This window comes from Herbaspirillum sp. 1130, from assembly GCF_017833835.1.
Classification (GTDB): Bacteria; Pseudomonadota; Gammaproteobacteria; order Burkholderiales; family Burkholderiaceae_D; genus Herbaspirillum; species Herbaspirillum huttiense.
This window is the reverse complement of the sequence record NZ_JAFICQ010000002.1, coordinates 680,038-700,286: the sequence shown is the minus strand read 5'-3', so window position 1 is coordinate 700,286 and position 20,249 is coordinate 680,038. Positions and strand designations below refer to the sequence as shown.

The following is a 20,249-nucleotide window of genomic DNA, read 5'->3' as shown; positions in this document are numbered from 1 at the left end:
TAACGATGTGGTGTTGAACCGCAGCAGCACACTATCATTCGACGATGACATGCATGTTGCGGATCGCGTAAGCAACATGCCGGGCATGTGCGGCACGAGCAGCCCGACGAGATCGGGCCCGATTTTTCCAGGAAGATTTTTGAAGAAAAAATCTCTCATCAAAAAACCGGAGCACAGAAGATATCACTCTTGCTCTACGCGATGATCTTTTTTTTACCTACAACGGAAATCTGAATTTCCTGATTTGATATTTATTGAATTTCTGGAAGTTATCCGAAGCGCATTGAGAAGATGAATGTAGTTAGGGGAGCCTCAATGCTCCGTCAGGATGCCGTCAGCGGTAATCAGAGCAGACCTGATTCGTTTGTCAGAAAAGACTGACACGAGCGCACTACGATAGCGGGCCAGCTGCGCTGCGTAATCGGCACGCTCGCTGTCGAGCAGACGGCGCTTGTAATCGATGACCCAGACTTCGTCGTCGAACATGACCACGCGGTCCAGCCGCATGACGCCAGACGGGGCGACGATCTCCATTTCATTGCGCGCCCAGCGATGCAACGACGGATTGAAGAAGCGCTCCAGTTCCGGCTGTGCCAGCACCACGCGCGCCTGCGCATGCACTACCTGTGCCATCTCCGCAGAGATGCCCAGCCAGCGCACCAGAGCAGGCGGCGATGGCAAGTGCAACGGCCATGCGTTGCCGTGCGTGAGCCGCTCCAGCAGCGCGTGCAGGGCTACGCCTTCATCGATGGCTTCGGTGCTGACCAGCGTGCCATCGGCATCGACCTCGGGCAGCGCATCTTCCTCCTCCTGCGCTGCGCCGAAGAGCGACATCGGTACCGGCTTGGGATCGAACAGCGCCAGCGAGAATTGCTCCTCGATGGCGGCAACATCGGCACCGTGTACCGCTTCCTCGCTGATCTCGCGCACCGGAGCATCGCTGGCGAAGAGACGCTGATACCAGCTGCCATGCACCACCCCGCCCTCGCCCGCCCCGCGATTACCGGCCACGCCCGAGACCAGCAGCAACTGCTTGGCACGCGTGACGGCGACGTACAGCAGGTTCCAGTCTTCCTGGGTCTTCAGGCTTTCTTCTTCCTCGAACAGATCATCCCGCGCACAGCCGCGTTCGCTGCGCCGGCCAAAGGCCGAGAAGTGCGTGGGCGCATCCTGATCCTGCGGCCAGGCGCAGAGGATGCCGAGATTGTCTTCCACCGAATCGCTGTGATTGGCATCGAGGATGGCCACCACCGGGGCTTCCAGTCCCTTGGCACTGTGCACGGTGAGGATGCGCACGGCATCGGCGCTGGCATCCACGCTCGCCTCATCGGGGGCATCGCCGCCGGAGGTGCGTTGCAGAACACGCAGCGCGTCAATGAACTTGGGCAAGCTCGGATAACGCCCGGCATCCATGTTCAGCGACAACTCCACGAAGGCCGCAATGTTGCCCAAGGTCTGGCTGCGCGTGAGCGGCGAGGCATGCTGCGCATAGCGCGCCACCAGTTCGCCCTGATGCAGGATCATGTCCAGCAGGTCATGCACCGGCAGATGCGGTGCCGCCTGCAGCCAGCGCTGCAGCAGGGTCACGGCACGCACCAGAGCGGCCGAAGCACTGCCCTCCTCCTGCATGCCCTGCAGATGCTGCCACCAGTGTCCGCCCTCGGCTTGCGCCACGCGGCGCGCGATCTGCACCAGGTCCTCATCGGCCGCGCCGATGATCGGGCTCTTGAGGACGTGGGCCAGCGCACGTGTGTCGTTGGGCGTGATGAGGAAAGTCAGCAGCGCAATCAGGTCGGCGATTTCCAGCGATTCGAGCAGGCCGCCGCGCTTGTCGGAAATGAAGGGAATCCCTGCGGCGCGCAAGGCACTCTCATAGGCCGCCAGGTGCGTGCGCTTGCGGACCAGCAGCATGATGTCTCCCCAGCGCATGGGGCGCGTTCCCTTGCCGTCGGCTACCGGCACTTCGCGACAGGCTTTGAGCAAAGCCTGCGCCAGTGCCTGCCCTTCCAGCAGGCGGCGCGCATCATCTTCCTCGCCGCGCGGCGAGGTCAGGGGGTTGCGCCAGGGGATGATGTCCTCGGCGTTTTCCGTGGACTCGGGGGAAGCCGGTTCTTCGGGGGTTTCAGGCGAAATGACGTTTTCTGCATCCTCGTCCTGCCGCGCCAGCGGAAGCCGCCAGACCTCGCCACCAGCAAGGCCCAGCGTGGTCTGCTGCGCGAACAGCGGATTGCCGCCCATGACGAATGAACGATTCAGTACATCGACCACGGCCGAAGCATTGCGGCGCGTCTGGTTGGCGCGCAGGATGGCGGCCCCCTGCACGCGCAGCATCTCGCGCGCGGCCACGAACACGCGCGGCTCGGCGCGGCGGAAGCGATAGATGGATTGCTTGGGATCGCCCACCACGAAGACGCTGGGCTGGGCCGCATCGCCGCCATAGGCATCGAGCCAGCAGCGCACGATGCACCATTGCAGCGGGTTGGTGTCCTGGAATTCGTCCAGCAGGATGTGCTTGTAACGCGCATCCAGCCGGGTCTGCAGATAGGCGGCGCTGGCCTCGTTGCGCAGCAGGCGGTAAGCCTGCCATTCGAGGTCGGCGAAGTCCAGCACGCGCTGTTCGGATTTGACTTCCTGATAGCAGGCCAGGTAGGTGCGGCCAGCGGTGAAGAGGGCGCGGTTGAGTTGCAGGACCGCCTTTTCCTTGCTACGTCCCTGCAGCTTGCGCAGTGCGTTGCCGATGGCATTGAACTCTTCTTCAAAGGCCGTCAGCGCGGCTTCCTCGCTGCTGCCGAAGTGCTGCACCAGGGCGGCCAGCAGCGACTTGACCTTGCCGTTCTTGCGCGGCTTGTCCTTGTCATCGAAGAACTGGCTGTAGAGGGCGTCGAAATTCTCCAGCGCGGAACCCGCCGTCAAGGCCGACTCGATGGCCACCGCGCGCGTCTTGTTGGCGCTACCCCCCTGGCCCAGCAGGACCGCGATCTGGCTGGCACGCGCGACCAGTGCCGCATCGTCCCACAGCGACAGGCGCGCATCGCGCTGCGCATCCGGGCCGCACAGGTCTTCCAGCCAGCGCAGGGGCGATGGCATGTCGGCTGTCTCTTCGTCTTCCTCGCCATCGTCGTCCTGCGTGGCCGCCCACCATTCGGCGCGCTTGTCGATGAAGGCATCGAGCAACTGGCGCGCATTGAAGTCGCCTGCCAGTTCATAGAGTTCCAGCAGCGCCGCCTTGACGGGCGCGCCCTCGGGCTCGCGCAGTTTCTGCATGAAGCGGCGGTAGGCTTCATCGATCAGCTCGCCGTTCTTTTCGGTCAGGGTATAGCCGTGCGGCACGCCTGAGGCCAAAGGTGCAATCTGCAACAAACGCGCGAACCAGCTGTGGAAGGTGTCGATGGACAGGCTCTGTTCAGACGAGAGGATGCGCTCGTACAGTGCGCGCGCCACCGGCAGCAAGCGGGGCAGGTCGGGCTCGGCCACACCGCGTTCGCGCAACAGCGTGGCGGCCTGGGCATCGTCGGCCAGGGCCAGTTCGTGCAGCAGTTCGAGCAGGCGCTCGCGCATTTCCTGCGCGGCCTTGCGGGTGAAGGTGATGGCCAGCAGTTCCGGTGCCTGCGCCCCGGCCAGCAGCAAGCGCAACATGCGCGCCACCAGCAGCCAGGTCTTGCCGCTGCCAGCGCAGGCCTCGACCACCACCGAATGGCGCGGATCGCAGGCGGCACGCGTGAAGACGGCCGCCTCGACCGATTCGCCATTGACCTCATAAGCCGCCGGTTGCTTGTCGGCGGCGCTCACAGCCAGGCTCCCTTGCGGCACAGGCCGCGCATCTCGCAATACTGGCAGACGGATTCGATGCCGTTGGCCGGCAGCGCCGCGCCGTGGGCGACGGCTTGCATGGTGGTGGTGATCTGTTGCTGGAGCATCTTCTGTTGGCGTGCGAAATCGGGGGCGGCGGCGTCGCCGGTCTTCTTGTCAGGGCCCAGTTCGAGGGCGACGTAATGCGCGTGTTCCACCGCGCCACCGGCCAGCAGGCCATAGAAGGCCAGCTGGTGGTCATCCGCTTCCTTGACCTTCTTTCTGAGGTCGCCGGCGGTCCGGGTCTTGTAGTCGAGCACGGCGCGCTCGCCGTCGGCATTGCGGTCGACCCGGTCGAGGCGTCCATACAATTCGATGCCGCCATCCTGCCATTGCAGGGCGTGTGATTGCGACTCTTCGCCGAACGCGAATTGCCAGCCCTCGGCTTCGCGCTCGTTGGCCCACAGCAGATAGGCCGGCATCACCTTCTGCCAGCGCGCATGGAAGGCCAGCGCGGCCGGATGGCGCTGCATCTCGCGCTGGAACACTTCCTCGGAAAGCTGCGCCAGCAAGGGCGCGCGGGCTGGCAGCGGGGTGTCGTTGTCGCGCAGATGGGCATGATAGCGGTAAAGAATTTCGTGCAGCCAGCTGCCGTAGTCGCGCTTCTCGGGCATGTCCGACAATTCATCCATCACCGCCACGCGCAGCATGCGTTGCGCAAAGAACTGATATGGGCAGGCCAGGAAACTGCCGAAGCCGCTGGCCGACAGCGAGGCCGGCAAGAGATCCGGTGCGCTCGGCATCGGCATGGTGGAGAGCACCGCACGCAGTGGTTTCAGCGGCGGCGGCAGCGTCACGCGTTCCAGTGGCGCGGCACCCTGCTGCGCCAGCTTCAGTTCAAGGCGCTGGATCCACGGGCTCACGGGATTGGGCTCGCCATCCTGATGGGTCTGCCAGCACAGCACCACGTCCGGATTCACGCACAGCAATTCGGTGAGGTCGCGCAGCTGCTGGCGCTGACGCGTGGCGCGCGTGGCCAGGTTCAGTTCACGCCGCACGGCATTGGAGAAGAACAGGGTTTCCTGCGGCGGTGAAGGCAAGTGCGCCGCATCCGCACCAATCACCAGCACCGCCTCGAAACGCCGCAGCCGCGCGCCGTTCAGGGGCAGCATCACGACACGACGGTCCTTGATGGGCGGCATGAAGGAAGTGGCATCCAGACGCAAATTGAGCAGCGCGCGCCATTCCGCAAAACTGAAAGTATCGCTCAGCCCGCCCTGCTCGGCGGCGATCTCGTCGAGCATCAGCAGGCATTGCTCGCCCGCGCCATCGGCGCGCAGCGCAGCTTCCATGCCCAGCGCCTGGCACAGGCCGCGCTGCGTCTCGCACCATTGCGCCAGCGTCTTGCGGCCGCCGAAGCGTGCAGCCTGCTTGGCCAGCGTGATGATGCAAGCGAGATCATCGGCCTGCCCGGCTTCGGCGAAAGCCGATTGCAGTGCCTGCCAGTCGCCGGCGATATTGGTACGGCGCAGGCGGGCTTCGATGCGCATGACGCGGTCGCTGCGGTCGGCATCATCGGGGAAAACGAAGGGCGACTTCAGCAGGTCGAGCAGCGCATTGGTTTCACCGCGGGCCGAGACCAGGTCATTCCACGCGGCCAGCGCAGCGGCGGCGCGGGTGGTGGAGAGCTTCCAGCCGGTCTCATCGGCCACGGCCACTTCGGCGCGTTCCAGCAAGGCGCGCAGGCGACGTGCGGTGACGCGGTCCTGGGCCACGATGGCGATGTCGGTCTTGCCCTGCTGCAGCCAGCGCAGCACAATCTGCGCGCTTTGGATGGCGGCGTTTTCGAGGTCGCCGGCCGGACACAGGCGCGGCAGCGCGATGGGATGCGAGGGGGAGACCGCAGCCTGGTCCGCTTCCATCGGCAGACCATCATCGTCGCGCACCAGCTCTTCCCAAGCCGAGAGATACAGCGGATGCAGCGGTGCGATGACCGCGCGGCTCCAGTCCAGCGTGACGATGCGCACCGGCTGGCGCTGGGCGTAGGCCGACAGGAAGGCCGCGTCCAGCGGTTCCGGTTCGGTCGGGCTCACCCACACCAGCGGCAGGCTGGCTTGGTCCGCCAGCGCCAGCATCGCGTCGAAACGTTGCACGATGCGGTCATGGGCATCGAGCTGCGTCTTCCACACCTGCCACACCAGCGCCGCTTCGTCGGAGAGCATGCCGTGCGCAGAAGGTGCCAGCGGCTCCAGCAATTGCGCCAGGGCCTGGGTCCAGCGGCCAACGGCAGCCTCTTCTCCATCCGCATTGGCGCGGATCTCGGGCAGCAGCGCCAGGGTCAGCTCATCGGACAGGGACAGCAGCGTCTGCGCCAGCGGCAGCAGGTCGGCATTGCGGCGGGCGGAAAACATTTTCTTGAGCCAGCCATGTTCGCGCAGTTGCGCATAGAGCTGCATGAGCCGCTCGCTCTCGGAGGGCGGCTCACTCTCGCCCGGCGGCTGCATCGCCAGCAGGCCGGACAGCGTATTGATGCGCGGGGCGATGTAGGGCCGGCGCAGTTCGCGCGACAGCGCCGCCTTGAAATTCTGGGCGTGGGAAAACGCCGGCACCATCAATTGCACGCCCGAGAAATCCAGCGCCCCTTGCTGTTGCGCCTGCAGCGCCTGCCCCAGCGGCTGGCCCTCGCGCAGCAGCGCGCGCACGGCCTGTTGCCAGAAATCTGGAGTGGGCGGGATCGGTACGGTGGCAAGCAGCATGCGTTCTCTGGATTCAATGAGGGCTGGTGAGGATAGCGCGTATGGACACGGCCGAGGCGGCACAAGAGCGTCAGCGGACCGTGCAGCCATTGTATTTTTCTCTTGCTCCGACAGATTTTTTCAATCGCGCCGGAGCAGACGATGCTGCGCATTGTATGCCAGACGGCCCCCTGCCGGCCTTGCGGGCGCAACGGGCAAAGCCGCGCCGGTGCTCGCGCAGCGCTGCAATGAACAGGATGAGGACGGGTGACAACAGGCCACGGAGCGAGCGTCCACACTTTCCCTCAAAATGGGTTATGATTGCCCCTGTACCCCGCCGCTTACCTCTGCCGCGCTTCAATTACAACTTGAATCGGCGCGCAACGACTCCACGTAGACCTAGCAACTCCGGAAGCGTTGATGGCTCACGCCAGGCCTGATGGTATTTGTCCACGGCGCTGATTGACTAATTACACCACTGCCTCATACCGAGGAAATGCCATGAGCGAACATATCAAACATATTACTGACGCCTCTTTCGAAGCCGATGTGCTGAAGTCCGACAAGCCCGTGCTGGTTGATTTCTGGGCGGAATGGTGCGGTCCCTGCAAGGCCATCGCCCCAATCCTGGAAGAAGTCGCCAAGGAATACGACGGCAAGCTGCAGATCGCCAAGCTGGACGTGGATTCCAACCAGGCCATCCCGGCCAAGTTCGGCATCCGCGGCATCCCGACCCTGATCCTGTTCAAGAACGGCGCAGCCGCTGCCCAGAAGGTCGGCGCACTGGCCAAGGGCCAACTGGTCTCGTTCATCGACAGCAACATCTGATTCTGATGTAACATCCGACGGCGGCGCGCTCGCGCTGCCGTCCGCCCGGCACACGGTGCCCGGCTTTATCCTAGATCCACACCACGCAATTCCCTCCCCCACCTTTACTTATCCCGTCCCGGGACACTCATATGCACTTATCAGAACTAAAAGCGATGCACGTCTCTGCCTTGCTGGAAATGGCCATCAGCCTGGACATCGAGAATGCTGCGCGCCTGCGCAAACAGGAGCTGATGTTTGCCATCCTGAAGAAGCGCGCAAAATCAGGAGAACAGATTTTTGGCGATGGCGCCCTCGAAGTGTTGCCTGACGGCTTCGGCTTCCTGCGCTCGCCCGACGCCAGCTACATGGCGTCCACCGACGACATCTACATCTCGCCTTCGCAGATCCGCCGTTTCAACCTGCACACCGGCGACTCCATCGAAGGTGAAGTGCGCACGCCCAAGGACGGCGAGCGCTATTTCGCCCTGGTCAAGGTCGACAAGGTCAACGGCGAACCGCCGGAAGCCTCCAAGCACCGCATCCTGTTCGAAAACCTCACGCCGCTGCACCCCAACAAGCTCTTGCAGCTGGAGCGCGACATGCGCGGCGAGGAAAACATCACCGGCCGCATCATCGACCTGATCGCCCCGGTCGGACGCGGCCAGCGCGGCCTGCTGGTGGCCTCGCCCAAGTCGGGCAAGTCGGTGATGCTGCAACACATCGCCCACGCCATCACCACCAATCATCCGGACACCGTGATGATCGTGCTGCTGATCGACGAACGCCCGGAAGAAGTGACCGAAATGCAGCGCTCGGTGCGCGGCGAAGTGGTCGCCTCGACCTTCGACGAACCGGCCACGCGTCACGTGCAGGTCGCCGAAATGGTGCTGGAAAAGGCCAAGCGCCTGGTCGAAATGAAGAAGGACGTGGTCATCCTGCTGGACTCGATCACCCGTCTGGCACGCGCCTACAACACCGTGATCCCGGCCTCCGGCAAGGTGCTGACCGGCGGTGTGGACGCCAACGCGCTGCAACGCCCGAAGCGTTTCTTCGGTGCCGCCCGCAACGTCGAAGAAGGCGGTTCGCTGACCATCATCGCCACCGCCCTGATCGAAACCGGCTCGCGCATGGATGACGTGATCTACGAAGAATTCAAGGGTACCGGCAACATGGAAGTGCACCTCGAGCGCCGCCTGGCCGAGAAGCGCGTCTACCCCGCCATCAATCTCTCCAAGTCCGGCACCCGCCGCGAGGAGCTGCTGATCAAGCCGGACCAGCTGCAAAAGATCTGGGTACTGCGCAAGCTCATGTACGACATGGATGAAATCGAGGCGATGGAATTCATCCTCGACAAGATGAAGTCCACCAAGAACAACGCCGAGTTCTTCGACATGATGCGCCGGGGCAACTAAGTTCGCAAAAGCAACTAAGTCCGTCGCAGGTTCGGAAAACGGCATGTCCCTCAGCGGGCGTGCCGTTTTTTATTGCCCCCTGGGAAACAAGGGATGAGCATTTTCATCTGAAATACCACGCCGCGCCGGCCCGGCCGGTCGGCCGCCTTGACCCAAGCCCCTGATTCCACTGTATAATTTCGGACTTTTCCAAACCGGCAAGTGATCATCAATCGGGTCAAGAAGCAGGGCGACCGACGAAGTGGCGATTGGCTACCAAACTACTCTTGAGGCAATCATGAAAGAAGGCATCCACCCGGATTACCGCGAAGTCCTGTTCCACGACATGTCGAACGACTTCAAGTTCATCACCCGCTCCACCATCGGCACCCGCGAAACCGGCGAGTTCGAAGGCAAGCAATATCCCCTGGTGAAGATCGAAGTTTCCTCCGAATCGCACCCGTTCTACACCGGCAAGCACAAGATCGTCGACACCGCTGGCCGCGTCGAGAAGTTCCGCCAGAAGTTCGGTTCCGTCGGTTCGAAGACTGCTGTCTCGAAGGCGTAATCAGTACTTCCTCCAAAAAAGGCAGCTCCGGCTGCCTTTTTTGTTGGGCTCACCGGTGGGGCAGCATCAGGGGCTGCACCATCATGTAGCAGACAGAAACAACTATTTACCGGGTTTTCCTGCACAATAGGGCCTGCTAAAAAAACACCAGCCAAAAACACCAGCCGCCGACAACGGCGACCGCGCGGCCCAGGCCACCCCAGCCCGCGCATCACCCAACACGCAGCACAGAACAAGAGCAACAAGATCTTGATGAAGCCAGTCCGTCTTCCCGCCGCCGCGACCAATGCGCTTCCGCGCCTGGCCGTGCTTGCGCTCGCCCTCCTCTACATCCTGCCCGGCCTGATCGGCCGCGATCCATGGAAGAACGAGGATGCCACCAGCTTCGGCATCATGTGGACCATGGCCCATGGCAACCTGGCCGACTGGCTCACCCCCAACGTGGCCGGCCTGCCGCTGCCGGCGGAAAGTCCGCTGGCCTACTGGTTTGGTGCAATCTGCATCAAACTGTTCGGCTGGCTGCTGGGCGACCCGCTGGCGGCCCGCGTTTCCATCATCGGCTGCTTCCTGGTCGGCTCGCTGTCGATCTGGTACACCACCTACCTGCTGGGCCGCCGCGCCGAAGCGCAGCCGTTGAAGCTGGCCTTCGGCGGCCAGCCCGAACCCAAGGACTTCGGCCGCACCCTGGCCGATGGTGCCTTCCTGATCTATCTCGGTTTCCTCGGCCTGCTGCTGCACAGCCACGAGACCAGCCCCAAGACCCTGCAGATCGCCCTGGTGGCCTATGCCATGTTCGGCGCGGCGCGCGTGTTCGATGCCGGCAAGCTGCGCCATGGCATCTGGCTGGGCCTGGCGCTGGGCATGCTGGTGCTGACCTATGGCTGGCTGCTGCCGGTCGGCGTGATGATCGCGCTGGTCCTGCTGGCCGCCCTGCGCAAGGATGGCCGCGCCCTCGGCCTGCTGCTGTTGCTGGCACTGCCGATGGCGCTGTTGATCAGCGCCGCCTGGGTGGCCGCGCTGCACCGCCTGATCCCGGCTGAAGCGGCCAGCCAGTTCGAGCTGTGGATGAGCTGGAACATCTATCAGCTCAACCGCCCGACGCTGGCCACCCTGGCCTTCCTCGGCAAATACGGCGTGTGGTTCGCCTGGCCCGCCTGGCCCTTCGCCGGCTGGGCACTGTACGCCTGGCGCCGCCAGCTGGGCTCGCTGCACATCGCCTTGCCGCTGGCCTTCCTGATTCCCATCACGCTGCTGATCCTGGTCAACGTGCATCGCGAAGAAGGCATGCTGCTGCCGCTGCTGCCGGCGCTGGCGATCCTGGCCGCGTTCGGCCTGCCGACCATGAAGCGCGGTGCCATCAATGCGGTGGACTGGTTCTCGGTGATGACGCTGACCACCTCGGCGGCCTTCATCTGGATCGGCTGGATCGCCAAGGAAACCGGCTGGCCGGCCAAGATCGCACGCAATGCCTACAAGCTCGCGCCCGGCTTCAAGCCCGGCTTCGAATGGATCTCGCTGGCCATTGCGGTGGCCGCCACCATCGCCTGGATCCTGGTGGTGCACTGGCGCATCTCGCGCCGTCCCTCGGTGCTGTGGCGGGCCGTGGTGCTGTCGTCGGGTGGCGTGATCCTGTGCTGGGTGCTGCTGATGACGCTGTGGCTGCCCTGGGTCAACTACGGCAAGAGCTATGCCGGCGTGGCCGAACAGATAGAATCGAAACTGACTTCGGTCAAGCAGTGCGTGCAGAGCAATGTGGGACCGGCGCAGCGCGCCTCCTTCGCCTATTTCGGCAACGTGCGCTTTGCCGACGAGCGCGACCAGAGCTGCGACTACCTGCTGCTGCAGGATGACGTCAGCAATCAGGATGCCTCCATCATGCTGCGCCAGTACCCCGGCAACTGGCGCATGGTCTGGGAAGGCCGCCGCCCCTCCGACCGCGACGAGCGCTTCCGCCTGTACCGCCGTGCCGGTCGCTGATGCAAGGTTGGCTGCCGCGTGACGACTGAACTGCCTGCCCTCTCCTCCCGCCATCACGTCGGCCGCATCACGCGGCTGGCGTGGCCGCTGCTGATCGGGCAGCTGGCCATCATCGCCAATGGCGTCATCGATACCGCCATGGTCTCGCGCTTCTCGGCGCTGGACCTGGGCGCGCTGGCGCTGGGCGTGTCGATCTACGTGAGCGTGTTCGTCGGCCTGTCGGGTGTGCTGCAGGCACTGCAGCCGACCATCGGCCAGTTGTACGGTGCAGGCCGCGTGGGCGAGATCGGCAACGAGGTCAAGCAAGGCATGTGGCTGGCAGTGCTGCTGTCCATCGTGGGCTCGCTGATCCTGATGTTTTCACCGCTGTTCCTGGCGGTGGCCAAGGCCTCGCCGGAACTGGTGGAGAAGGCCACGCTGTACCTGCGCATCGAAGCGCTGGCGCTGCCGGCCACGCTGTTCTTCCGCGTCTATTCCTCGCTCAACACCGCCCTGGCACGGCCCAAGATGGTGATGGCGCTGCAGCTGGGCGGCCTGTTGCTGAAGCTGCCGCTGAACGCCCTGCTCATCTTCGGCGGGCTCGGCCTGCCGGCCTTCGGCGGCCCCGGCTGCGCCATTGCCACCACGCTGATCGCCTGGCTGACGATGATCGCCGCCTGGCTGCTGGTGGCGCGCCTGCCGCTGTATCGTCCGCTCAAGCTGTTCGGCAGCGGCTTCGTCGCGCCCTCGTGGAAGAGCCAGCGCACGCTGCTGCTGCTGGGTATTCCGATCGGCATGTCCTACTTCATCGAAGTGACCGCCTTCACGCTGATGGCCGTGTTCATCGCACGCCTCGGCGCGGTCCCGGTGGCAGGCCACCAGATCGCGGCCAACGTCGGCACGGTGCTGTACATGCTGCCGCTGTCCATTGCCAGCGCCACCAGCACCCTGGTCGCGCAAGCCATCGGCGGCGGCAACATGGCGGAGGCCAAGAAGATCGGCCGTGCCGGCATCCGCCTGGCCGTGTCGCTGTCGGTGGTGATCGGGGTAATCGTGTGGTTCCTGCGCGAACACATCATTCGCGCCTACACGCCCGATCCGGTGATCGTCGGTGCGGCGCTGCCGCTGTTCCTCTACATCGCCTTCTACCAGCTGTTCGATTCCATGCAGGTGACCACTGCCTTCGTGCTGCGCGCCTACAAGGTGGCGGTGGTGCCCACCGTCATCTACGCGGTCACGCTGTGGGGAGTGGGATTGGGCGGCGGCTATCTGCTGGGACTCGATCCGCTGGGCGTGGCACCGCCGGCGCTGCGCGGCCCGTCCGGGTTCTGGCTGGCCAACAGCCTGAGTCTGGGCTTGGTGGCCCTCGGCCTGCTGGCCTATCTGCGCGTGATCCAGCGCCGCGCGCAGCGCGGCGAACTCAGCGTTTGATCACGCCGCCGGCGGCAAACAGATCGTCATTGCTGGCGTCGACCAGACCGGGCACGCTGACCGCGTCGTCCGGCCGCCCCAGCAGGAAGCCCTGCACCTGATCACAATGCAGCAGCTGCAGTTCGCGCAGCTGCCCTTCGGTCTCCACGCCTTCGGCCACCACTTCCATCTGAAGGGCATGTGCCAGCGCAATGATGGCGGCCACGATGGCGCGTCCGGAGTGATCATCCAGATCCAGGCGCGAGGTGAAGAAACGGTCGATCTTGACCTGCCGGCAGTGGAACTGCGCCAGGTAGGCCAGGCTGGAATAGCCGGTGCCAAAGTCGTCGATGGCAATGTCGAAGCCCAGCGACTGCAGTTCGCGCACCACGCGCGTGGTGCGTTCCACATCCTTCATGGCGGCGGTCTCCGTAATCTCGAACATGAGCCGCTGCGGCGCGATGCCGGACGCACTGACCACCTTGATGATGCGCTCCACCAGATCGCTGCGCATCTGCAGCGGCGACAGGTTCAGCGCCACCTTGACCGGCTTCACGCCGGCCGCATCCCAGCACACGATCTGCCGGCACACCGCGTGCAATACCCAGTCGCCGATGCAGAGGATCTGCCCCGAGCGCTCGGCAATGGGAATGAATTCGGACGGAGCCATCTCGCCCAGCTCCGGATGATGCCAGCGCAGCAGCGCTTCCAGCCCGGTCAGTTCCTTGCCGGCACCGCGATACTTGGGCTGGAAATGCAGGCGGAACTGCTGCTGGTCAATCGCCTGCTGCAGCGCCTGCCGCACCTGCAGATGACGCATGGCGCTGGCATGCATGGCCGGCTCGAAGAAGCGATAGGTATTGCGTCCGCTCTGCTTGGCTTCGTACATGGCGGCATCGGCATTTTTCATCAGGGCATCGACCGACTCGCCGCTGTTGGGATAGACCGCGATGCCGATGCTGGAGGTCACGCGCAAGGTCGCATCCTCGATCTGGAAATCCAGGCGCAGTTCGGCCAGGATGTTCTCCGACAATTGCTCCACCACCTCGGGCGTGGACAGATTGCTCATCACCACCACGAACTCGTCGCCACCGATGCGCGCCACCATGTCCTCGCCACGGATGCAGGCGCGGATGCGCTGCGCCACCGCCACCAGCAAGCCATCGCCGACGGCGTGGCCGAGCGAATCATTGATGGCCTTGAAGCCATCGAGATCCATGAACAGCACCGCGAACGGTTTGCCGTTGCGACGCGCCACTTCCACCGCATGCTGGATGCGGTCCGCCAGCAAGGCGCGATTGGGCAGGCCGGTGAGCACATCATGGGTGGCGAAGTGCAGCAGCTTGTCATTGGTGCGGCCAACGATCTTCTTCAAGACCTGATTGCGCTGCACGCCGCTGACCACCCGCGCCATGGCCATCGCCAGAAACGCCAGGAACACCAGGCCATTGACCAGGTGTTCGCGCGTGATGCCTTCCCCGGCCAGGCTTTGCGCCTGCGGGTCGATCAGCAGTGCGCGCAGTCCGGCGGCCGCCGATGACACCAGCCCGGCCCCTACCAGCAGCGCCGCCAGCACGCGCCGCGCCTGCTGGGAATTGAGCGAACCGGTCATGGGCTTGCGTCCGTTGCTGGCGGAAAACAGCGTGACGATGAAGACCGCCACCACTTCCGACACCACCAGGGCCACGATCAGCAAGGGCGTGTGATACACCAGCGGCGGCACCAGCGTCATCGACTTGAGCGCGATATGGAAGGCGGCATTGAAGGCGGCACCGATGGCCAGCCCGCCAATGACCAGCCGGGCCGGTTGCGGACGCCGCATGCCCGTCAGATGCATCAGGTAGAAAGCGCTGGACAGGCACAGCAGCAGGGTGAGCACCACCATGCGCGCATCGAAGGCGATCGCCATGGGCGCGTCCAGCGACGCCACCGTCAGCAGCATCGCGCCCCACACGCCGAGACCGAATACCACCGCGCCGATGGCCAGCCACAAGCGCCGGTGCTGTGACTCCTGCAGCACGATGCGCTCGGAGACCTCCAGCGCCGCGTAGGCCGAGAGGCTGGCGACCAGCAAGGCAAAGGCCAACAGCAGGAAATGAAAGGAAGCTGACATTGTCGAACCTGGGCTCGGGTGCGCACCTTCCACGCGGGCGATCGCTGGGAGCCCGCAGGACAGGACGCCTGCTCGGTATCGCGGCCGTTCCGTCCTGGCGACGAGCGCGCTGGCAGCATGGCGCAGCGGGCCGCAGGACGTCAGTCGATCGCCGTTGCCGGGCAACGGGTCGCCGCGTTCCATCCCGGAAAGCGCCCGCACACCTCGTGCGCGGCAGGAAACCATGCCGCTGCCACGACGCGCGCCGACGTCATTCCGGGAACCTCAAAAAGTTACGTAACCAAAACGTACCACAGGGATGCTGCTGACTTCTTTGATTTATTCGATTCGTTGCAACCAGCGTGCTGCTTGTGTGACTCCCCGGCAAGACGCCGGACGGTGTCGCCCCCCAAAAGCTCGGGCCGGATTATCTAACAAAAACTCCATCCCGTGGAATGGGAAAGATATCGGCTATTCATTCACCGGATGCCCGGTGCGCTTTTCGATCTCCCGCTATTCTAGCGCGCTTCGGCCGCAAGATGCCGCGTCGCATCAGATCTGGAACGCCGTGTCTCGCTCCTTGCGGCGTGTCTCGCGGCGGACACAAACCTTAAAAAATTGCGCCCTGCCGATGCACAGGCAGGAGAGTTGGACCGACAATGCCTGCATCACAAGACCGGCATCGTCCCTCCTGCGTCAAGCATGCGATGCACCAGGCCAGTCCCTGCCATGCGCTCCGCGCGACGTACTTGCAGTGGCCTGATGACCTGACATCTGTGCACGGTGACCCGTGCCAAATGCGGCTGCTCGTTGCACCAAAGACTCTTTTGGAGACTTGCACATGGACGCTTTCCCATCGGCCGGAAATGCCTGTCGGCACTGCTTCGGCGCGATCACGCGCGGACCGCTGCAGGAGCGATGGCGCCCGTTTTCCGACCAGTGAGTATAAATCACGTTTGCGGCGTAACTCACCTCGGAAGCAAACGTACCCCGGAAAGCGCTACCTCAAAGTACCTTCGAAATCATGGAAACCGCCAATCAAAAATTCGCAAAGCGCCTGCGCGCAGCGATGGAAAAAGCAGGATACGAACCCAAGCCCGCCGTTCTGGAACGGGAATTCAATCTACGTTACTGGGGCAAGCCGATGACGCTGCACGGCGTACGCCGCTGGCTGCTGGGCGAGTCGATGCCCAAGCAGGACAAGCTGGAAACGCTGGCCGAATGGCTGATCGTGACGCCACAGCATCTGCGCTTCGGCGAGGAGATCAGCAAGCGCATCGACAAGCGCCGCGCGCGCTGGGAAGAAGCCATCGGCTACCGCGAGCGCGAAGCTTTCGAAGCCTTCATCAATCTGCCTGCGCCCCAGCGCAAGATCGTCAAGGAAGTGATCTTCGCCTTCTCGCAAGTCGCCATCCAGGCGTCAGAAAAAGCCGCTGCACCGACCAAGACCGCCACCACCCGCCGCCGCACCCGCACCTGAAGACGCGCTCCCGCAGCGTTCGCTGCGTGCTCCTCTCGTGTCGTTTCCCGAGATTTCTCCCCCTCCCGAATCACGATCCCGCTCCCCCCTGGGATCTTGCTTCCTTCCTTTCTTGTTCTTGTTCCGCCCGCGTGCGATCCGCCACCGGCATGTGCTGCTGCGCGCGTCCCGCCTGTCAATCTGTCAGCTTCCCGCGTGACGGGAGTGGCTGTGGCGAATCACCCACGCAGCAGTGCATCAATTTCCCACGCGTGCCGCCACGTCGACGCAGTGATCGACCTGCTCGGCGATGGCTTGCGGTACCGGGCGCTGCCCCGCCAATACCTCGTTGATCCAGGCGGCAGTGGCGGCGGCGTCCTGGCCTTCGGGCAGGTCGGGCGATTCCTCCGCCACGCTCTGCTTTTCCACCAGCACGGTGCGGGTGCCGCGGCTGAACCAGTCGATGCGCTGGGCGCGCCGCGCATTGGCCACGGTCTCGCCTTCGGTGCCGCGCATGAGGAAGGCGTCGCCGCGATCATGCGGGGCGGCGTGACTGAAGTAGTCGGTCAGCATCTTCAGGTATTCCGGATGGGTATACGACGTCAGACGCAAGGCGGGCTGCGCAAACGGTTGCATGATCTTGACCAGCGTATGCGTGGAGTTGCGCACGCCGAGGATGCGGCGCAGATCGAGCAGGCGCGACACGGCCGGGGCCAGCGCAGCAATCGGGATGAAGGCCGGCAGGCCGGCGGCCATGCGCGCTTCGGCCTCGGCGGCGGAGGCCGCATGCGGTACCCCCAGCGCAGTGAAAATCTCGGCGCTGGTCACGCGCTGCGGATCGTGGGTGACGCCGTGCATCAGCACGGGGACTCCGCGCCGCACCAGCAACAGGCACAGCAGCGGCGTCAGGTTGGCCATCTTGCGCGAGCCGTTGTAGCTGGGCAGCACCACCGGCGCATAGGGACCGGCCGGCGCATGCAGGGGCGTGAAGGAGGCCTCGGCGGCCGCCAGGAAACCGGCGATCTCCTCGACCGACTCGCCCTTGATGCGCATGGACAGCAGGATGCCGCCAAGTTCGAGATCACTCACGCGGCCATCGAGCATGGCGGCATACATCAGTTGCGCATCCTCGCGCGAAAGACTGCGGGCACCGTCCTTGCCGCGTCCGATTTCCTTGATGAAACGGGCGGCTGCGAACGGGGCCGGTGACGAGGCAGCGGCACTGGCGACAGGCTCGACGGCGGCAGCCGGAGCAGGAATGTGGGCATCGTTTTGCATGGCCGAAGGGTACACCAAAACCGCCGCCTGCCGCAGCCGGGGCGCTTGCCCGGTGGCTTTCCATTACAATAGCGCCTTTGCCGCATGGCCCCCACCGGGCTCTTTTTGCGGCGGCTTCATTGAGTCCATCCCCATGTTAGTTCTCGGCGTCGAATCTTCCTGTGACGAAACCGGCCTTGCTCTGTACGACACCGAGCGCGGCCTGCTGGCGCATGCCCTGCATTCGCAGATTGCCATGCACCAGGAATATGGCGGCGTAGTCCCCGAGCTGGCCTCGCGCGACCACATCCGCCGCGCCATTCCCCTGCTGCAGCAAACTCTGGCCGATGCGCAGGTGCAAGCCGCCGACATCGACGCCATCGCCTACACGCAAGGACCGGGACTGGCTGGGGCGCTGCTGGTCGGCGCATCGGTGGCCTGCGGACTGGGTCTGGCGCTGGACAAGCCGGTACTGGGCATCCATCACCTGGAAGGCCACCTGCTCTCGCCGCTGCTGGCGAGCAAGCCGCCGCGCTTTCCCTTCATCGCGCTGCTGGTCTCGGGCGGGCATACGCAACTGATGCGGGTCGATGGCGTGGGCCGCTATGAACTGCTGGGCGAGACGCTGGATGATGCCGCCGGGGAAGCTTTTGACAAGTCGGCCAAGTTGCTGGGACTGGGATATCCGGGCGGACCAGCGATCTCGCGCCTGGCCGAGTTCGGCGATCCAGGCGCATACCAGTTGCCGCGTCCGATGCTGCATTCCAAGAATCTGGATTTCAGTTTCTCGGGCTTGAAGACGGCAGTGCTGACCGTGGTCAAGCAGCACAGCGCCAACATCTGCGAACAGGACAAGGCCAACATCGCGCGTGGCTTCGTCGATGCGATCGTGGATGTACTGGTGGCCAAGTGCATGACGGCCCTGAAACAGACCAACCTGAAGCGTCTGGTCATCGCCGGCGGCGTCGGCGCCAATGCGCAGCTGCGCGCGGCCCTCAATGCGGCAGCGGCCAAGCGGCGTTATGAAGTGTTTTACCCGGAGCTGCAATTCTGCACCGACAACGGCGCCATGATCGCCTTCGCCGGTGCCATGCGCCTGCGCGAGGAGCCGGGTGCGGCGCGCAAGGAATACGGTTTTGGCGTGCGTCCGCGCTGGCCGCTGGATGAGTTGCGGCCGCCGCAGGCCGGGCAGTAGTCAATCGAAGGCCAACTCTCAGATTGACTGTGAACAAGCCCTAGTCTGAACCCAAGGTAAATCTGCCGATGGCATTGGACATTCCATCAATCTCATGTTTGAGCAATCCAGCCGACGCGCTTGCCTGCTCAACCAGATCAGCATTGCGCTGGGTGATGCCATCAAGCTGCACAATTGCCTGCGCGATCTGATCAATGCCAGCCGTCTGGCTGTCGCCGGCTTGCACGATCTCGCTCATCAAGTCGTTGACCCGGTTGGCTGCATCCACCATTTCCTTCATGGCATCGCCCGTCCCGGCGGCCAACTCATTGCTGGAGGCGATCTGACCGGTCGAGCTTTCAATGAGCTGCTTGATCTCGCGGGCAGCCGCCCCTGAGCGTTGCGCCAGTGAGCGCACCTCGGAAGCCACCACGGCGAACCCCCTTCCCTGTTCGCCTGCCCGCGCCGCCTCCACCGCTGCGTTGAGCGCAAGGATGTTGGTCTGGAAGGCGATGCCATCGATCACGCCAATGATGTCATTGATCTTGCCGGAGGATGTCTTGATGGCAGCGATGGCCATTACCACCTGTTGCACCATCGCGCCTCCCCGCTGCGCCAGTGCGCAGGCGCGGTCGGCAGCCAAGCGTGCCTCCTGCGCTGCTTCATAGTTGGATCGCACGGTGTGTGCCATGTCCTGCATCGAGGCAGCGGTCTGTTCCAGCGATGCCGCCTGCTCCTCGGTTCTCGCCGAAAGCGCCGAGTTGCCGGTGCTCAACTGTTCTATTCCTGCCGCGATCTGTTTCCCGTGAACCGTGACCTCCCTGATCATCTGCGACAAGCTGCGATTCATGGCGGACAGGGCCGCCATCATCCTGCCCGTTTCGTCGCGTGAGGCCACATGGATCCTGCTGGCCAGATCGCCTCGCGCCACCGCACTGGCGATTCCCACGGCTTCATTGAGCGGCTTGCTGACGCGGCGTGCGATCAACCAGGACAAGCCCAATCCGCACACCAGGGCCACTGCGAGCAAGGCAGCCACTCCCACACGGGCCTGGCCGAAGGTCGCATCGGCTTCCTGGCCGCTTGCATGGCTACCTTGCTCGACCGCAGCAAGGAGAGTGGACAAGGATTTCCCTACGGATTGGTCCAGGGCCGCACCCTGCTCCTGCGCCAGGGCCTTGGCTTCCTCGGTGCGCCCCTGATCCGACAGGCTCAACAGCTTTTCGTGCAGGACCAGGTAGCGCTTGATGGATTCCCCATACCCGCGCCAGACCTTTCGTTCATCCTCGGTCAGGGGCAACGCCTGGAATTGCTGCTCCAGCGCTTCCCGCCGACGCATGATCTGCTGCATCACCGTCTCGGCGGCCCGTGCCTCGCTGTTGCGCGTGGCCAGCATGTGGCGAAATTCTTCTATCCGAAACCGCGCAAACTCGCTGCGCAGATCCAGCAGAATATGCTGGGCAGGTGTCCAACGCACGATCAGATCGCCCGTCGCATCGTGCACCCGGCCGATCTGCATCAGCGAAAAGCCACCGAGAACAGCGGTGAGGGCCAATACAACAAGGAATGAGGCCATCAGTTTGACGGCCAAGGTGGGGTTGCGCAGCA

The 20,249-nt window shown here is 64.0% G+C and carries 12 protein-coding genes; 7 read left to right on the top strand and 5 right to left on the bottom strand.

The genetic code is table 11. The annotated features are described in order from the left end of the window. Positions 1-312: 312 nt before the first annotated feature. Both JOD78_RS11960 and JOD78_RS11955 read right to left on the bottom strand, forming a co-directional pair. Positions 313-3,789 carry a UvrD-helicase domain-containing protein gene (locus tag JOD78_RS11960; RefSeq protein ID WP_348534264.1) on the bottom strand — a complete coding sequence of 1,159 codons (3,477 nt, stop codon included), beginning with the start codon at positions 3,787-3,789 and terminating at the stop codon, positions 313-315. Further along, positions 3,786-6,545: a PD-(D/E)XK nuclease family protein gene (locus JOD78_RS11955; RefSeq protein WP_209567962.1), complete on the bottom strand. Its 2,760-nt coding sequence runs from the start codon at positions 6,543-6,545 to the stop codon at positions 3,786-3,788. Before JOD78_RS11955 ends, JOD78_RS11960 begins: the two co-directional genes overlap by 4 nt. Before the next feature lie 480 nt (positions 6,546-7,025). Here JOD78_RS11955 and trxA point away from each other — a divergent pair, with 480 nt between their 5' ends. From trxA to JOD78_RS11930, 5 genes are all read left to right on the top strand, one after another. Further along, entirely contained in the window at positions 7,026-7,352 is a 327-nt protein-coding gene (gene trxA, locus JOD78_RS11950; protein WP_006462943.1) for a thioredoxin TrxA, read from the top strand. A gap of 131 nt (positions 7,353-7,483) precedes the next feature. Next, complete coding sequence (gene rho, locus JOD78_RS11945) at positions 7,484-8,746, top strand: transcription termination factor Rho (protein WP_008325783.1); 1,263 nt, start codon at positions 7,484-7,486, stop codon at positions 8,744-8,746. 277 nt (positions 8,747-9,023) lie between these two features. Next, positions 9,024-9,293: a type B 50S ribosomal protein L31 gene (locus tag JOD78_RS11940; RefSeq protein WP_034331092.1), complete on the top strand. Its 270-nt coding sequence runs from the start codon at positions 9,024-9,026 to the stop codon at positions 9,291-9,293. 252 nt (positions 9,294-9,545) lie between these two features. Then, complete coding sequence (locus tag JOD78_RS11935) at positions 9,546-11,270, top strand: glycosyltransferase (protein ID WP_121044764.1); 1,725 nt, start codon at positions 9,546-9,548, stop codon at positions 11,268-11,270. Positions 11,271-11,288: 18 nt separating this feature from the next. Beyond that, positions 11,289-12,680, top strand: a complete 1,392-nt coding sequence (locus tag JOD78_RS11930) for an MATE family efflux transporter (protein ID WP_209567964.1) — start codon at positions 11,289-11,291, stop codon at positions 12,678-12,680. Here JOD78_RS11930 and JOD78_RS11925 read toward each other — a convergent pair. Beyond that, positions 12,670-14,772: an EAL domain-containing protein gene (locus JOD78_RS11925; RefSeq protein ID WP_209567965.1), complete on the bottom strand. Its 2,103-nt coding sequence runs from the start codon at positions 14,770-14,772 to the stop codon at positions 12,670-12,672. The genes JOD78_RS11930 and JOD78_RS11925 overlap by 11 nt on opposite strands. Positions 14,773-15,775: 1,003 nt before the next feature. Here JOD78_RS11925 and JOD78_RS11920 point away from each other — a divergent pair. After that, on the top strand, positions 15,776-16,231 hold the full coding sequence (locus tag JOD78_RS11920) for a hypothetical protein (protein WP_034334286.1): 456 nt from the start codon (positions 15,776-15,778) through the stop codon (positions 16,229-16,231). Positions 16,232-16,468: 237 nt separating this feature from the next. Here the strand turns inward: JOD78_RS11920 and ybiB are convergent, their stop codons facing one another. Next, a complete protein-coding gene (ybiB, locus tag JOD78_RS11915) occupies positions 16,469-17,488 on the bottom strand; it encodes a DNA-binding protein YbiB (protein WP_209567966.1) in 1,020 nt (339 codons plus the stop codon). Positions 17,489-17,621: 133 nt separating this feature from the next. On the opposite strand from ybiB, the gene tsaD reads away from it, so the two are divergent. Then, positions 17,622-18,662: a tRNA (adenosine(37)-N6)-threonylcarbamoyltransferase complex transferase subunit TsaD gene (tsaD, locus tag JOD78_RS11910; RefSeq protein WP_121044770.1), complete on the top strand. Its 1,041-nt coding sequence runs from the start codon at positions 17,622-17,624 to the stop codon at positions 18,660-18,662. A 40-nt stretch (positions 18,663-18,702) separates the two neighbouring features. Here the strand turns inward: tsaD and JOD78_RS11905 are convergent, their stop codons facing one another. Then, the gene (locus JOD78_RS11905; protein ID WP_209570820.1) at positions 18,703-20,232 is read right to left on the bottom strand and encodes a methyl-accepting chemotaxis protein; all 1,530 of its coding nucleotides are present in this window, start codon (positions 20,230-20,232) and stop codon (positions 18,703-18,705) included. Positions 20,233-20,249 lie beyond the last annotated feature (17 nt).

What these genes read in the sequence shown, in the direction of transcription:
- rho (WP_008325783.1), top strand. Translation starts at nt 7,484, where the DNA reads ATGCACTTATCAGAACTAAAAGCGATGCACGTCTCTGCCTTGCTGGAA.
- JOD78_RS11935 (WP_121044764.1), top strand. Translation starts at nt 9,546, where the DNA reads ATGAAGCCAGTCCGTCTTCCCGCCGCCGCGACCAATGCGCTTCCGCGC.
- trxA (WP_006462943.1), top strand. Translation starts at nt 7,026, where the DNA reads ATGAGCGAACATATCAAACATATTACTGACGCCTCTTTCGAAGCCGAT.
- JOD78_RS11940 (WP_034331092.1), top strand. Translation starts at nt 9,024, where the DNA reads ATGAAAGAAGGCATCCACCCGGATTACCGCGAAGTCCTGTTCCACGAC.
- ybiB (WP_209567966.1), bottom strand. Translation starts at nt 17,488, where the DNA reads ATGCAAAACGATGCCCACATTCCTGCTCCGGCTGCCGCCGTCGAGCCT.
- JOD78_RS11920 (WP_034334286.1), top strand. Translation starts at nt 15,776, where the DNA reads ATGGAAACCGCCAATCAAAAATTCGCAAAGCGCCTGCGCGCAGCGATG.
- tsaD (WP_121044770.1), top strand. Translation starts at nt 17,622, where the DNA reads ATGTTAGTTCTCGGCGTCGAATCTTCCTGTGACGAAACCGGCCTTGCT.
- JOD78_RS11955 (WP_209567962.1), bottom strand. Translation starts at nt 6,545, where the DNA reads ATGCTGCTTGCCACCGTACCGATCCCGCCCACTCCAGATTTCTGGCAA.
- JOD78_RS11925 (WP_209567965.1), bottom strand. Translation starts at nt 14,772, where the DNA reads ATGTCAGCTTCCTTTCATTTCCTGCTGTTGGCCTTTGCCTTGCTGGTC.